1 protein-coding gene is annotated in these 18,080 nt (G+C 39.6%); it reads right to left on the reverse strand.

All coding sequences use genetic code 11. From position 1 onward, the window contains the following. Positions 1-354 precede the first annotated feature (354 nt). Positions 355-17,514: a T9SS type B sorting domain-containing protein gene (locus GQ45_RS18015; protein WP_197056940.1), complete on the reverse strand. Its 17,160-nt coding sequence runs from the start codon at positions 17,512-17,514 to the stop codon at positions 355-357. Between the last annotated feature and the right edge of the window lie 566 nt (positions 17,515-18,080).

Raw genomic sequence — 18,080 nt, forward strand, 5'->3', positions numbered from 1 at the left:
TTAATACTCAGTTTTAGAGAAATCTAAGGACAGATTCCTTTTTAATTTGAGCAGAAAAGCAACACTTAAAACTAAGTTCAACGCACAAAAAAGAGGTGTTAATTTTCTAAAAAGATATGCTTCTGATGAAGGTTAAACTAGGTAAAAAATTGCTTTAAAAAGGGTACTATTGTTCGTTATGTAACAGTTTCTGTTCCTAAATCTAAGGATGATTAGAGCTATCACGTTTGAGTGTTAATTCTAAAGTAAACGAAAAACCTCGAGGCAAAGCCATCGAGGTTTCAGTATCAATACTGATGTACTAAGAATCAAAACCTTTTATCATGATTCTTGGTTCCTATATCTTCATTATCATTATCTATATAAGGTAAAATGACCAACAAATTCTCTCTCATCATTTTCACCTTGTAGCTTAATTACATACCAATAATCTCCTGTCGGAAGCGGATTATTTTGGTAAATACCGTCCCATCCCGTATCATTTGCTCCCATTTTATGTACCACTCTTCCATAACGGTCATATATGATCATTAATATATCCGGGAAGCCTTCTAAGTTTCTAGGTTTCCAAATATCATTGTTACCATCTGCATCTGGGGTAAAGAAATTAGGGATTTCTATATCGATAAATTCCATTTCTATCGTGGCTATAGCCTCACAACCATTACCATCGACCACTCTAACGGTATATGTTGCAGTACGATTAATAAAGTAGGTATTGTCATCCCCATTATCAACAGCATCAAAATAAAAGGTATAATTACCATCTCCGCCACTGGCAACAGCCGTTATTTCGTTGATATTATTGTTCTCTAGGCTTAACACCAAAGGATCAAAATTTTCTATGGTGAATGGTATTATCTCCACACAACCATTTAACGAAATAATTAAAGTATGATTCCCTGCAGGAATATTTGTGAAACTAGGTTCTAAACGAACATCCGTAGAGTTTACATCATCTAATTGATATAACACAGCTCCTGCTACTGATGGGTCATCCAATGTTACCATCAAATAATTATCAGGCACAGTTGCCGTACATTCATACATTGGTGCCACTGTTGCTTTAATATTCACTCCTGGGTCAACCATGACTTGAACACTGTTTTCACAACCTAAAGCATCAAGAACATAAACAGTATGTGTACCCGATGGTAAATTGGTATACGAAAATAGGTCAGCTACATAATTGGTATTGTCTAATCGCGTACTATAGGGAGCAAGGCCTCCAGTGATTACAAGATCAATAGCACCATCGCTATCGCCCAAACAAGTTTCACCCGTTGCCGTAGCATCAATAGCTATCTCGGTAGACTCAGCTATCGTGTATTCTGTTTGTACAAAACAACCGTTGGCATCTTGGGCAATTACCGTATAAGTACCTGGTACTAAATTATCAAACTGATTGATATCGTCAAATTGAGCCAAGTTTGGAGAAATTGCATATTGGTAATTTCCAGATCCCCCTGATAAGGATACGTGGATATACCCCGTATTTTCACCAAAACAAATCATGGCCGAATAATCATCCGTATACACTAAAGGTGCTGGCTCTGTTACAGTAATGACAGCGCTAATGGCTTCACAATCGCCACTGGTTACTTTTACATAATAATCCCCAGCTATTAAATTTCTAAATACCCCATTAGCACTTGGTCCTTGTAATGGCGTTGTGCTCGTTGGACTGTCTAACAATTCATATTGATAATTGCCCAAACCGCCTGTGGCTGTACTTCTAATTGTCGCTGTATTTTCTCCATAACAATTTATAACTGCCGCTGTCCTATCGATAGCGATCTCTAAGGTTGGCACAGCATCAATGGAAACTTGATTTGATATTAAAGCTTCACAACCAAAACTATCAATTACATAATATTGGTATACGCCTACCCCTACCGTAAACGTATGTGTAGATCCTCCAGACATAGGATAAAAAGTAAGGTTATCAGTACTGTACTGGTAAGGCGCTGTTCCGCCCGTTGCCGATAAAGTAATGGTAGCATCATTTTGACATGTAAGGGCAGTTACCTGTACCAAAGAAGCATCAACTTCCGTAGGCTCAGAAATAGTAACCTGTACTGTTTCAAAAGCACAATCCCAACCATCAGATACGGTAATACTATACACTCCAGCGCCTAAATTGTTAAATGTTGGACCTGCTTGGTCTCCACTAGTAAATAATAGTGTTGTGCCAGTAGCATCATAATAATTTAATTGGTATTGGTAACTATTTTGTCCTCCAGTGACGCCAGTTGCGGTTACTGAAGCATCGGTATCGCCAAAACAAACCAAGGTAGTAGTACTTGCTGTAATTCCTGCACTAATGGGTACTGGGGCAATTAAAACTTCTGAATCTGTTATTTGACAACCATTGTTATCTGTAACCACTACAGTATATGTTGCAGCTGATAATTCTATAAAGTTAAAGCTAAACACATTAGTTTCATTGAATACTTCACCCGTTGTTGTGTTGGTCAATTGAATATCGTATGGGCCATACCCACCACTTGGGTCTACTAAAATTTCGCCTTTATCGTTGGTACAGGTAACATCTGCAATTTTATCAACAATAGCGGTTAAAGGCATGTCAGGAGAAATTATAGTAATCATGTTAGAATCTTCTGTACATGAAGGGTATGCCGTTTGAGCTACGCGTACAAAATAGTTGCCACCTGTTAATCCTGTAATAGATAAAGGATTCGTAGCCGTATTCCCTGAGCCAGTTATGGCCGTAGCAGTTCCGTTTGAGTTGTAAACTGTATACGCATACGGACCTGTGTAACCCGAAACGTTAATTTCTACAGTTCCTTCATTACTACCAAAACATACCACAGGAGCTGTCGCCGTAGCCTGAACCCTAATTGTATCATACACAAGAACAGTGTGCTCTATAGTTTCAAAACATCCTGTTACCAGATCAGTTACTCGAATCGTATAGGTTCCTGGTGACGGTAATAGTACAGTAGCTTCAGCTGCGGAAGGAGCGGTAACGGTTTGAGCTATAGCTGTACCCAGTACTTCAAAATATACATTCGTTGGAGTTGAAGCACCTGTTGCCACAACCGTAATTTGTTCTCCTAAATTATCACAAGCTATCGGTACCACATTGGTGATACTCAATGTCATTCTTGCGATCGTATTTATGCTTGCTGAGGCTGTTGTTACACATCCATTAGCATCTCTTATGGTAAAATTGTAAGTAGCATTACTTCCAGTATCTACTACAGAGAATACAGGAGAATTTTGGAAATTTCCACCATTTATGCGATATACATAAGGGGCGGTTCCACCACTAGGGCTTAGGGTGATTTCACCTCTCGCTGCACTATTATCCGCATTACAAGCGAATTCTTGAGTAACAGCAGCAGTAGCTGTTAGTATTGGTGGATTTATAATAGCTACCACTTCGGTTGCCACACAATTTCTATCGGTAGAAACACGCACGGTATACGTATCTGCTGGTAAGTTGTTGAATACAGAACCTGTCTGAGGTCCTCTTATAACACTCATCGTACCATCTAATAATTCATAGGTATAAGGAATATCACCTGCCGTAACACTTACGGTAATACTACCATCACTACCACCATTACAGGATACATCGACCTTGGACGTTGTAAAGGCAACAGGTACTGCAGCATCTAATAAAACTGGAGCATCGATAATACAACTAGAATTAGTATCTGTTGCTCTGACAGTATAATTTCCTGAAGGAATTCCTGTAATGGTAGTACCCGTTATGGTAATTCCTACCACTGGATTTAAAGAAGCATCTAATAAATTATAGGTATAGGTTCCTGAACCTCCAATTGCGGTTACTGTTATACTACCATCGTCATCAGAACAAGAGGGTTCTGTCACCACTTGAGAACTAAGTCCGAGTGGTGCATCTATAGTAATTGTTTCTGTAGCAACGCAACCATTTTTATCGCGGATGCTTATGGTGTTAAGTCCAGAGTTCAATGCTGTCGCGTTATAGGGTAAACCAGCAATATTTTGGAACGCAGCACCATTTATACTAATGGCATACGGTGAAATTCCTAGATCTGTTGCATTGGCAAAATCTACTGTTACCGCAAATTGTCCTTCTGCCACACAGGCATCAACTAAACTCAGTGCAATGGCAGGACTAGAATCTACTACGATAGTGATAGCTAAAACAGGAGATGGGCAACCATTACTGTCTAAAACATATACATCCCAATCTAAACTAATAGCAGGATCTAATTGTGCTGTTGCATTGGCCGTATAGAATCCTATGGGAGAGTTTCCATTTGGAACAAAAGCATACGTATACCCAGGTGTTCCGCCAGAAGCTCTTACGGTTACTTCAGCAAATGCATTACAATTTGCATTACTATTACTTAGCTCAACAACACTAACCGCTGCTGCAGGCGAAGCTATCGTTATGGTATTCGATGTTTTATCACAGAAAGGCGTATCTAAAGCTTCAATTTCTACATAGTAGTTACCCGCCAATAAATTAGAAATGGTCACTACTCCAGGAGCCACACCTGCTGCAGAAATACCCGCAAGCGTTCCGTCACTATTGAAAACAGTATAGGTATAGTTGCCAATATAGTTGGTTACATTAATTTCTAGTTCTCCATCATTACCTCCAAAACAACTAACAGCTGCAGCTGGGGTAGCCACCACATTTATGGTGTTGTATGGGCTAACCGTATAAGGCAATGTTGTAAAGAAACAACCGGTAATATTATCTGTCACTCGGAAGGTGTAATCACCAGGACTTGTCAACACAAAATCAGCGGTATTGCCTACTAAACTTTGTGAAGGACCACTTGGCAATAAAGTATAGGTAAAATCACCAGACCCACCAGATACTGTAACTCGAACAGTTTCAGGATTATCACAAGTAATGGCAATTAGCTGTGCTACCGTTGCATTGGTTAGTACAGGTAAAGCATTAATTGTTTCATTAACTGTAATAATACATCCGTTGGCATCTTTTACTGTGAAAGTAAACGACTGATTGGTACCATTGTCTATGATATCAAAACTGTTATCAGAAACAAAGTTAATACCATCAATACTGTATAGATACGGCGCTGTTCCAGTTCCAGGAGATACGCTTACCGTAATTTCTCCTACCGCAACACTATTGTCTGCATTACATATAAACTCTTGCGTTACCGCTGCAGTAGCCGCTAATTGTGGATTTTCGATGATAGTTACCGAATCTGTTGCTATACAATTTCTATTAGAGGTTACTGTAATAGCATAGGTACCACTCGGTAAGCCACTAAATGAACCTATATTATTGGTAAGTGAAGTTCCAGTACCATTATCAATGGCAAATACATAAGGCGGATTATCATTAACACCAGTAGAAGGATTTACTAATAAAACTGTAATGGATCCATCAGATGCTCCAAAACAACTCACATTTGTAAATTGTGTTGTTTGAAGTGTAACTTCTGTGGGTGCTTCCAATGAAACAGCAACATCTTTACTACAATTTGAAGGCGCACCTAATGTGTCATCTGTTACTCTCACAATGTAATCACCGAATCCTACTCCAGTAAATTGATTGCCAACCGCAGAAATTCCAGCTAAGGTGATACCATCACTTTCATATAATTCGACCGTACTTGAACCAGAGCCACCAGCTACTGTAAATTCAATGACACCATCATTTGTTGTACATGTTGGTTGTGAAAGAACATCGGCCGTTAAAAGAAGCTCAGAAGTAATAACAATAGTTTCTAATTCAGTACATCCATTGGCATCTCTTACGGTGATGTTATGAGAACCAGAACTTAATCCTGTATAGGTATATGGAAAAGCAGATACACTTTGGAAAGTACTGCCATCAATACTTAAACTATAAGGAGCCACACCAAAATTAACAGCATCCATAGAAACAGATACAGTATAGGTATTCTCTACCGCACATGCATCATTTAGCGTTAAGCTAATATCTGGAGTAGTATCTAAAGTAATGCTAATATCTAAAACTTGAGAAATACAACCATTAGCATCTCTAGCATAAACATCCCAGACCAAGCTTGTTGCGGGGTCTAAATTTAAAGTTTCATCTTCCGTGAAAGCCCCAACTAAAGTTGGTGCTGCACTACCATCAACCAATACAGCATAGGTATAACCAGCCGTACCTCCACTGGCTTGTACTACGACAATAGCATCAGAAGAACAGGTTGCAGGTGTATTACTAAGCTCAACTACGATTACTTCTTCAGGCGCATCAATCGTTACCGTGTTTGTCTCTGCAATACATTCTGGGTAGGCAGTTTCTGTAACTCTTACGGTATATGTTCCAGCAGCTAATGTTTGTGGAATCACAAAATTATAAGGATCAGTTGCTGCATTATCACTACCATTAGCGCCTACAACTGGGTTTCCTAAATTATCTAAAACTTGATAATCGAAGGTACCTGTGTATCCTGTAATATTTATTTGTAATTGACCATCACTACTGTCACTACAGGTAGCATCAGTAACCAATAAAGCCGTTACATTAATAAGGTTATAGGGAGCCACATTATGCTCCACGATGACAGTACAATTCGTCGTGAGATCTAGAACTTCATAAACATAATTACCCGGTGTAGTAAGTACGATGTTGGTAGGATCCGCAACAGGAGTTCCACCAGGCAATTCAAAATACGAATAATTACCAGAACCATTTAAAGCCGTTATAGAAATGATTTCTTCTCCGTTAGAACAATCAATGGTTTGTAGTACATTAATAGTTGCGGTCACCTTAGTTACAACAGGCACTGCCACCGAAGTAGTAACAGGACATCCGTTAGCATCTTGTACACTTACAGCAACATTAGGAGATCCATAGGCTACTTGATAGGTATTATTTGGTTGGAACGAACCACCATTAAAACTATATAAATAGTCTGGGCCTGTTCCTGATGGGTTTCCAAAACCATCATCATCTACGGTCACCGTAATGGTACTCGCGGCATCATCACAGGTGTAATCAGAAGCTACTGCTGTAATGGCTAATTGCGTTGGCTCATCTAAGCTTATCGTTGCCACTTCTGTACATCCTTTGGCGGATACTACCGTTACGTTTTGGGTGCCAGCGGTTAGGCCCGTAAAAATGTTTGAAGGCTGACGCGTAATACCGCCATCTAAACTATATTCGTAAGGAGTATCTATATTACCCGGGTCAAGAGTTACCGTAATAGTACCATCATTTCCTCCAAAACAGCTGATGTCTGTTTTGGATAAAGAAAATGTTGGGTCAACCGTAGGAGCTATAGTTGCAGAAACGGTATTGATACAACCTGTTACATTATCTTCAACCTCAAAAGTATAGGTACCACTTGTTAATCCAGTAAATACACCATTATTAACTTGTGTTGGTCCAGCAGGAATTGTTTGGGTATAGGTATAATCTCCAGATCCACCATGTGTAGCGATGGTAATTTCTCCACTATTGGCCGGATCACAGAATTCTTCCCCTGTAACGTTTGCCAAGGACTGCATTGGTGGGAATATGTCTATAGTTTCAGCCACTTCTCCACAACCACTAGAATCGATGACACGAACAGAGTGCGTTCCTGAGTTAAGGTTTGAAATCGTCACGGTATCACCTATATTATTTAATGCCACGGGAGTAAATGCACCCCCATCAACACTCATATAATGCTGACCTACACCGGCACTATCCATCTCTACAACTATTTCATAACTGCCTTCAGTGGTGACACAAACAGTGGCCAAGTCAATTGAAATTGTAGCTTCCGGATCTGTATTAATCGTTATTGTTATTGGTGCTGTTGGGCATCCATTGGCATCTTGTACATAAATATCGTAATCTGCCGGGTACGTTGGCGCTATTATTTGGAAGGTACTCGATTCTGGAAACGTGACAGGTGCTGGATCTCCAGCTGGCACATAGGCGTAGGCATAAGGCGCAGTACCTCCACTAGCTCTTACGGTAACAAAGGAGCCATCTACACAATTGGCATTTGTAGCACTTACGAATTCTAATTGAACAGGTGTAGGTTCTAATATTCTAAATGCATAGGTATTTGAACATGTTGGACCCGTTGCTTCTTCAAAAAATAAGATATAATCGCCAGGCGCTAAATCAGTAATTGTTAATACAGATGTTGGTCCTCCACCTGGTCCGGTTACAGTACCTGTATAGGTGCCTGCCCCAGAAGCTGGATTATTGGTTAGTGCTTCTAAAACACTATAGCTTACATCGGTAACTCCTGCATCATGACCTTCTATTTGGAACGTGATACTACCATCGGTATTTCCAAAACAACTTGCGTTGGTTACTACTGGCGTTGCCACAATAGCAATATTACTGCCTGGTACAGTTGGAATCGTAACCTCAACAAAACTTTCACAGCCATTGCCTGTATCTACAGCCTTAAAGATATAAGTCTGTCCTGGATTTAAATTATTAAACGTAGCGACAACGTCAGTTGCTGGATTTGGTCCCGCTGCTCTAGCGTCTTCATTTATACCTGAACCATAAATTTCAAAAGTATAGTTTCCAGAACCATCGGCTGCAGTTATGTCTACACTGCCGCCTACCGCACAATCTGGAGGCGTAATATTACTGGTTAACGTTAAAAACGGATTCGCAAGAATACGAACAGGGTTTTCATAAAATTCGCACCCCTTAGAATCTACAACGCGAACATAATAATCACCAAATTGTAACCCTTCGAACAGCACATTAGTATCAGGCGTATTTACATACGGATTTGGTGTGGCACCCGTTACGGGAACAATATTGTTTAAACGATCATATAAAGTATAGGTAAAGTTGGCATTTCCACCACTTATAATATCTATTTCGATGGTTCCTGGAGTTACAAATCCTGTTCCACTATCACAAGAAAGCGGAGTCGCTGTTACATTAGCATCAAAAAGTGGTGGGTCCACTAAAGTTACGCTGTAGGTGTTAGAACATCCTTTAGAATCTCTAATCGTATAGGCGTAAGGTATCCCTGCTGAAAGCCCTGAATAAACTCTTTGTGCAGTAAATGGACTACCATTAAAACTGTATTGGTATGCAGGTGTTCCTGTACCGTTTACAGGTACTATTTCAACCACCCCGTCTGCACCACCAAAACAATTTGGATCTGTAGCAATATGTGTAGCTTCTGGATCTATAGCAGCCTGAATATCAACAGTTTCAGAATCTGCAATACAACCAATAGCGTCATATACCCTAAAAATATAATTCCCAGGTGTTGAACTTACAAAGGTAAATGTGTTTGTGGCAGGAGCAATAGCAGCGCCTGGTATAAATGAAGTTCCACCGTTTATGCTATATTCATAACGATCATAATCGGTATAACCCCCTTCAATGGTAACTACAATAGTGGCATCGGTAGGTACCGCACAACTTAAGTCTTTCGTTAATACAGCATTTGCAATTATTAGCCTCGGTGGAATAACGACTTGCAGGGTTGCTGCGCTACAGCCATAAATATCTGTAGCTATAAAATCATAGGTTCCAGGAATTAAGCCTGAAAAAGTATTACTCAGCTGTCTTGCACCGCCATTAACGCTATAGCGATAAGGTGCTACGCCGCCAGTTGCTGTTAAAACAATGGTCACGCCATTAGCATCATAACAAAGGTCAGAACTTGGATCTAGTGCTAAAGTTGGGATCGACGCAGGAGCTATTGTTAGTGGCTTACTAACAATACAACCATTCGCATCACGAACATAGATGTTGTAACTCCCCGCAGGAACATTTGAGAAATTATTATTACTCTGGTACGGCCTAATAATCGTAGGACCAGAAATATCTTCAAGTTGATATTGATAAGAACCCCAACCTCCAACGGCTAAAACGCTAATAGTGGAATTATTTAAACACGTGACATCTGTATTCGTAAACGTAAAGTCTAATGAAAGTGCTGGCTCGCTAATGAAAGCTGGTGCCGTTGTATCACAGGTTGTGGTATCATCAACGACAAACACAACATAGGTATCTGCCGCTAAATTTGGAACAGCTATAGGCGTTGTGGTTGCTATTCCAGAAGCAGATTGTACTACAGTTCCCCCACTGTTTTCAATGGTATAACTATAGGTACTTACAAAATCTCTAACCGTAAATGCAAACTCACCATCAGCATCACCTCTGCAGGTGACGTTATTGACCAATTGATAAAGAACGCTTACTTGTGGAATCGGGTTTATGGTATAATTTTCTTGAAGCACACAGCCTTTGGCATCGGTTACTTCAAAGGTATAGGTGCCTGGAGTTAAAAGAGTAAACGTAGGGTTATTTCCATTATTTGTTACACTTGTTAAAGGGGCAATTATTCTATAGGTAAAAGGTCCGTTACCGTTTGTAACAGCAACAGTTACATCACTTGCAATTGCAGGACATGTTACCGCTGTTGGCGTAAATGAAAGATCTGTTGGTGGATTTAGTGGATCAATTGTTTCCACACTTGTGGTTGTACACATATTTGAATCACGCGCAGTAATGGTATACGTGCCCGCTACTAAGCCTGTAAATGATGTGGTTCCACTAAAATTAACACCATCAATACTATATTGGTAGGGAGCTGTTCCGCCACTAGCCAATGTGCTTACTTCAATAGTAGCCGAATTTGTAATACAATTATAAGCTTGGCTAATCGACGTGTCGAACATAATTGGGGCTGGTTCAGTAAGCAATACTGTCCCAGGAGTACTACATCCTTTACTATCTGTTATGGTATACGCATAGGAAACACCCGCAGATAAACCTGAATATACTTGTTGGGTTGAAGCAGCACTCCCATTAAATACGATGGCATAAGGAGCTGAACCACCTGAAACGGCTAGATTTACACTGCCATTAGCATCTCCGTTACATAAAGGACTTGTTAAAATAGGAGTTGCTGTAGGTGGCGTATTAGGACTAACCACAATATCATTTGTAGTGATACTACATCCTGCCGCATCGCTAATGGTAAACGCATACGTTCCTGAGCTATTCGTAGTAAATGTAAACGGATTAGCAGGTACAGCTGCAGAGGCTTGAAAAGAAATTCCGTTTCTAAAAACTTCATAGGTATACGCCGTTGTTCCGCCTGAAATAGCAATATTTATTTCTGCATTAGGTGAAGCAGAACAATCTAAATCTTTTGCTAATGCTGCATTAGCTGTTAAAGTAGGATTTACTGTTAAAGTAACCGTATCCGTGCAGTTTTTGCTATCTATAACGCCAACGGTATAGGTCCCTGGTGCAAGTCCACTAAACGTAGTACTTGATTGGTACGATGTTCCTCCGTTAATGGTATATTGAAAAGGCGCTTCACCACCAGAAGTTATAGTAGCCGTAAGTGTAAGGCCCGTAGTGCTGTCATAACAGAAACTATTAGGTGAAACACTTAAAACAGGTGCAACTAAAGGCGCTAAAGTAAAAGTATCTGAAATTAGACATCCATTGGCATCGGTTACATTCACTGTATATGCACCTGAAGTATCTGAAATACCGTTAAATATTCCTGTTGTATTGCTGCCTATACTCGTTGCACTAGGATCAAACAATTCATAAGAATAGCTACCCCATCCTCCTGAAACATTAACCGTTACAGCACCTGGAACATTGCCAGATGTTGAACATGACGGATTAGTAACCGTAAAACCATCGATAAGCAACTGTGAAGCAGGTTCACTGACAACGACACTTCCCGTTGCCGTGCAATTTGTTGTGTCATCAGTAACGGTTATGGTATAGGTGCCTGCTAATAATCCTGAAAAGTTTAAAGGATTTGTACTAATTGCCGATTGTGCTGCAATAGCCGTTGGACCCGTAACTGTAAAACTATAATTACCCGAAAATCCGCCTACATTAAATGTAATTTCTCCATTAGCATCGCCCAAACAAGAAACATTACGAACTAAGGTTCCTATAACACTAATGGGTGCTACTGGATTAATGGTATAGTTTTCGGTATAGGTACACCCATTTTCGTCAGTAATTCTAAACGTATAGGTATCTGGTGCTAAATTAGCAAACACATTATTGGTTCCGTTAGGAACAGCAGATGGTGCTATTATTTCATAGGTAATGGTTCCAGAACCACCTGTAGTGGTCAAGGTAACATCAGAGGTCTGAGTAGGACAATTAGGAGCCGTAGCTACAAAACTAATATCGGTTGGCGGTATTAAAGTAGAAACTGTTGTTGAACGCGTAATAATACAGTTATTTGCATCTCTAATAGAAATGGTATAAGTACCTGCACTTAATCCCGTAAATACTCCTGTAGTATTGGTAAAATCAACACCATCTATACTATAGGCATAGGGAGCAACGCCACCTACCACATTAATGGCAGATATGGTTCCACCAATATCATTATTAGACGCATCACAAGCATTATCCACAGTAAGCTCTGCGTCCGAACTCATAGCTGCTGGTTCATTTACCTGTACTGTTCCTGTAAACTCACAGGACTTACTATCTCTAATCGTATACGAATAGGTATTTGCAACTAAGCCAGAATATAAGGTTTGGTTGGTAAATGCACTACCATTAAAACTTATGGTATAGGGTGCTAATCCATCTGCTGGTATAATTTGTACCGAACCATCATTCCCTGCATTGCAACTTACAGCGGTTACATTGGCTGTACCGCTGGGTAAAACAATTGGATTTACGCTTATAATTTCAGTTTGATCAGCACAGGTTTCAGTATCAGTAATTGTAAATTGATACGTACCCGCAGTTGAAGTTGTGTAGGTAAAAGCACTTCCCACTACATTCACTGGTGCACTCGCTGCAGCACCATCAATGGATACGGTATAGGTATAGGCGGCATAACCACCTGTAATCGTAACATTAATAGTAGCATCCGGACTTGCAGTACAGTCTAAATCTTTGGTTAATATAGCTGTAGCCAATAATTCTGGCGCTATGCTTACTGAACTTGAGGTGGCTGTACATCCGTAGGCGTCTGTTACCGTTACCGTATAATTACCCGGTGTAAGGTTATTAAACTGCGGACTATTTTGATTTGCTCCACCATTAAGGCTGTACACAAAAGGTGCAATTCCTCCTGATACATTGGCCGTTAAGCTCACTCCAGAAGCGTCGTAACACAAATCGGTGACAGCATCTAAGCTTACTGTTGGCGCCACTACGGGTGGAATATTAAATGTTTTAGAAAGCACACAACCATTTGCATCTCTAACGGAAATGGTATAGTCTCCAGTAGCGCTAATAGGATTAAAAGAGCTTGTATTTGAGTAGGCGTAAACAATCCCTAAACTTGTTTCAGATAATTGATATTCATAACTACCCCATCCTCCTGTTGCAGTAACATTTGCAGAGGCATCTGATGTACAGGTTAAAGGCGTTGTCGTAAAAGTAAAATCTAGTACTTGAGTAGGTTCACTTACAATTACTGATTCGGTAGACGTACAATTGGTAATATCATCGGTAGTGGTAATCGTATAGGTACCCGCTAATAAACCCGTAAAATTTAGAGGATTTGTGGCTATACCCGATTGTGCAGCAATAGTCGTTGGTCCAGTAATGGTAAAACTATAAGTTCCTGTAAAACCAGTTACATTAAATTGTATTGCACCATCCGCATTCCCTAAACATGAAACATTATTTACCAAAGTACCAATGGTGCTAATAGGGGTTACTGGTGCAATGGTATAATTTTCAGTATACACACAGCCCTTATCATCTGTAACTCTAAACGTATAGGTGTCTGGTGCCAGATTCGTAAACAGGTTACTAGTTCCATTGCTAACAACAACAGGCGCAATAATTTCATAGTTGATAAGACCAGATCCCCCTGTAGCGGTTAAGGTAACATCAGAGGTTTGATTAGGACAATTCGGCGCTGTTGCGGCGAAACTAATATCTGTAGGAGGGTCTAATGCCGCTACTACAATTGAATTTGTTACAAACGTACAGCCTTCAGCATCACGAATCGTAATGGTGTAGGTGCCATTTGTTAAGTTAGCAAAGGTATTCGCTCCAGCCGTAGTATCCGGAATAAAATTTATACCATCAATGCTATACGCATACGGTGCTGTTCCGCCACTTACATTTTCAGCTCGAATAATAGCCTCTTGAGTACAGGTATACGGCTGTATTTCAACAGCATTTCCTGTAATGCCACTAGTAGGACCACTAATGGTGAAATCAGAGTAATAATCGCAAGAAGCACCCCCTTTAGATTGTGTTAAGGCCACCGAATAGTTACCTTGTGGTAAATTGTTAAATGAACCAGAAGCATTCGTAAACAACGGAGTACCTATGGCATCATAAAGTGTATATTCTACTTTATAACCATTTGAATTTACAATGGTATACACAATGGTACCATCCTCAAGGCCAAAACAGGTTTCATCTGTTATGGCAGTGGTAAAATCTACCGCCGGACGTAACTCAATGGTTACAGGATTAGAAAAGCTAGAACAATTATTTCGATCAATAACCACAAAAGTATAGGTGCCAGGATCAAGAATATCGAATATTTGACTTGTTTGAAAGTTACCTGCAGGAATATCATTTACTGTAGGGAATGAGGTAACCACAGTTCCGGCTTCATCAACATAGGACCAGATAGCGTAATTGTGTGGTGTTTTGCCGCCACTTGATTCCATTAAAATATTACCTTCTTTACATGAGATATGTTGTGATATTCTAGCGGTTAGTTCTAAATCTGTAAGATCATTGATGACAACTTGTTGTGTTAAGGTACAACCATCATCAGTGGTAACCAAAACATCATAAGTACCATCATTTAGGTTTTCAAATGTATAGTTATTATCATTTACAGGACCATAAGTATCTACAACCACGCCTCCTTGAGAAATCTCATAATAGTATTGTGGTTCTACATCCAGAGCCGAAATACTGATTTCTCCTAAACCACTACAATCGGTATCTTTAGTGGTAACAGCTACATCAAAAGCGCGATTTCTAACACCAATATTATCAATACTAAACACACAACCATCAACGACACCTTGTTGTCTAATTTCAACCGTATAAGCGCCATTGGTGGCAATATCAAAACTAGGGTTGCTGGTATAGGCCACTACTTCGGCATTGGTTACCGCATTCATAAGCCTATATTCATAGGTTGCAGGCAAATTAGTGACGGTAATATTACCAGGGGTAGCGCAAATAATATCGCTTACGGTAAATTGTGGGTCTAAATTGTTTTTGAAGGCGGTAAAATAAAAGCGACTTGAGCAGCCGTTTTGGTAGTTAATAACAACTCTATAAGCACCCGAATCGGTTAGCGTATACGCATTACCCGTAGCCACATTTGCATAACAACTACTTCCTTTGTTAGGGCAAGATGGATCAGTAGAAGTACATGAGGTTTCGTCGAGTTTTTGCCATTCTATACTTGTAGCATCCGGAATATTTATTTGTAAAAATTCAGAATCACTTGCGCCACATAAAAAGATATTGGCAATGAATTCGCCATCAATTGAGCATTGCAGTATTTCACCTTGAATATCATTATTAGGATCGGCATCACTATTTTGGGCGTTAAAAAGATCTAAAATTGGATTCGTTTGCGTGGTACCAAACCTTTCTACGGTAATTATTTCTTGAAATCCTTTACATGGATCTGCTATTATTTTATCTACAATATAGGTGCCGATGTTAGTCACTAATAAGGTGCTTAAATCCCCGTCAGGATTACCATCATTCAGTACTGGATCACCTGCATCGATGAGTCCATCGTTATTAGCATCTAGATACCAAACATAGTCATCAAAATTATCACCTGCGTCTAAAAGCACATTATCCCCGCATAACTGTACCGTTCTACTGAAATTACAATCGGCTAAATCATCTAATAAAAAGTTGGTCGCACCAGGGGTAGAATAGCCACAAGCATCAAAATCTGATACACTTGGATCATCCGTTATTTGGTTGTCGTTTATTTCACCTCGATAGGTGGCATAGGCAAGGTTTTGGATCAGATCAGTACATGCGTCGACAAAATCGTAACAGTTTTCTGCTACCCGAACTCTTAATCGTATTCTAGATACCGGATCACCTACTTCTACTAAATTAGGAGAAATTGTAAATGTGATAATATGCGTACTAGGATCGTATACATACGTAACTCCTGGCGGTAGTATTAAGCTTCCAGGAATAAAAAATACATTGGTGGGAAGAATATCTCTTAAGGTAAAATTTACGGCATTATCATTTCCAATGTTTTGAAATGCTAAAATATAATCTAACTCTTGCCCTAAATTAACACCTAAGCCGGTAATGTCATTACCGGCTATGTCTTCTACTGTTTTCTCAACGACCACACTGGGTTCAATAATCTCAATATTAAAAGAGTTAAAAAACGGGTAATACTGATCTCCAGACGAGGTAAACCTAAAGTTGGCGGCAGTTTCGTTGTTTCTTATGATGCTGTTACTCGGCACATTGTTGAGAAGAAATAAATCTGTATCGTAGCCTAAGGTATTTAGGCTATTTGGGGTTCTATTGGTGGTGATAACATCATTTAGCGTGATGTTGCTATTAAAGAAATTTGCTCCAGGATTGGTCGTATTAGCTATTCTTGTAAAGGTAGGCGTAGTAGCCCCTTTTATATATAATTCATCACCCAGTATTCGGTTGTCACCTTCTAAAGCTGCCACGCCTACGGTTGCGTTTACTGGGCCACTAGGAATTGTTTGAAATCCCGTATAATCTATATTGATATTCGGATTGGCATTATTTACCCTTGCAAAGCCATCGTAGGTAGTAATTAGTTTACCCGTAACCGTTGGATTCTCATAGACAATCACTAGGGTCCACCCAGCAGAAGCACCACCACCAGGACTTAAGGCGCCTTGAACAGATCTAACATTGGCAATGGTATAGTCACCGGTAGGATCCGCCATTGAGGAAACTAAAGCGGTTACATCTGCATAACAGGCATAAGGGCTATTTAGCCTTATGGAAGGATCGGTACTGGTAAAACCATCAAATAACACCTCATCTGCAGTAATATCGGCATAGGTCGCTGAGCCAGGAATTTTTAATTTTACTTGATTAAAATCGTTTTGACGATTTGTTCCTATGGCTTGTGAAGTAAGTTCACTGGGATAGGTAGCCGACCAATACAAGCCCGCATATCTAATTTGACTACAGTTAGGCTCAGGGAATACAAAATTTGCAGAACTTGAACTAAAGGTCGACACATCCGAATCAATATCCACATAGCGCATGTTGATATTATCATTGTATTCTGAGCTGTTTCCAGTATCATTGTACGGAACGTCAGTATCTTCTCCTGGAATTGTTGTTTCCACATACACCCAATTACCACGCCTTCTTTCCCAACGTCCTTCCGTGCGGTCTTCTGTTTTTCGATTCAGAATGTTATTCGCAATAAATGTTAAATCTCCCTTTATATTCGCCTGATACCTAAAGTTGTCACCGTTGGTATACGTTCTTGTAAAAGGGGTATATTCTTGACTATAGGCCTTAGTAAAAAAGCCTAAACCTATACATAGTACGAGAAAAAATAGCGTTTTTTTTAAAAACAAAGTTTGCATTTGTAATTTAGTTTGGTACGTTGGTTGTGTACATCTTTGGTTGTCTCCTATCATTTTGCATGAAAAACATTGATAAAAGTCAATTGGACGTAACTTATCCAAGATTTACTAACAAATATGCCATATATCCCTAAGCTGTAGAATTTTATGTTGTAGCTTGGTTTGTTTCTGTTGTGAAAACTTGGAAATGTATAGTTTCTTACAAATTAAAAGCCCTTTTATAAGGATGACTAGTGAAGTTATTATGGGTCGCAGGCATTTTTAGCAGCCATCCAAAAGCAGTATGGAAGAGAAAAAACTTTAGCTCTTTCGACGCATTTAGAGGTCAATTTTAAGCTGTCTCTAGGGCTTGAAAAACATCAAAAAATGCACATCAAGGGTTTAAAAATACTGTTGAAGCCCAAATAAGCTTCGCAGCTTGCTGAAGAAAAATAGTTTTTTTAGGCTGATGAGCGGCTTGTTAAACATTACATCGAGCTTCGTTAAGAAGCCTATAAAGAAGATTATGGCTGCATAAAGAAGTACCTAAAAACGTTTTGCCCTTAACCATGTATTTTACAGGAATT

It is taken from the genome of Cellulophaga sp. Hel_I_12 (assembly GCF_000799565.1).
GTDB lineage: Bacteria > Bacteroidota > Bacteroidia > Flavobacteriales > Flavobacteriaceae > Cellulophaga.

Coding starts and splice junctions, on each gene's coding strand:
- GQ45_RS18015 (WP_197056940.1), bottom strand. CDS start 17,514: ATGCAAACTTTGTTTTTAAAAAAAACGCTATTTTTTCTCGTACTATGT.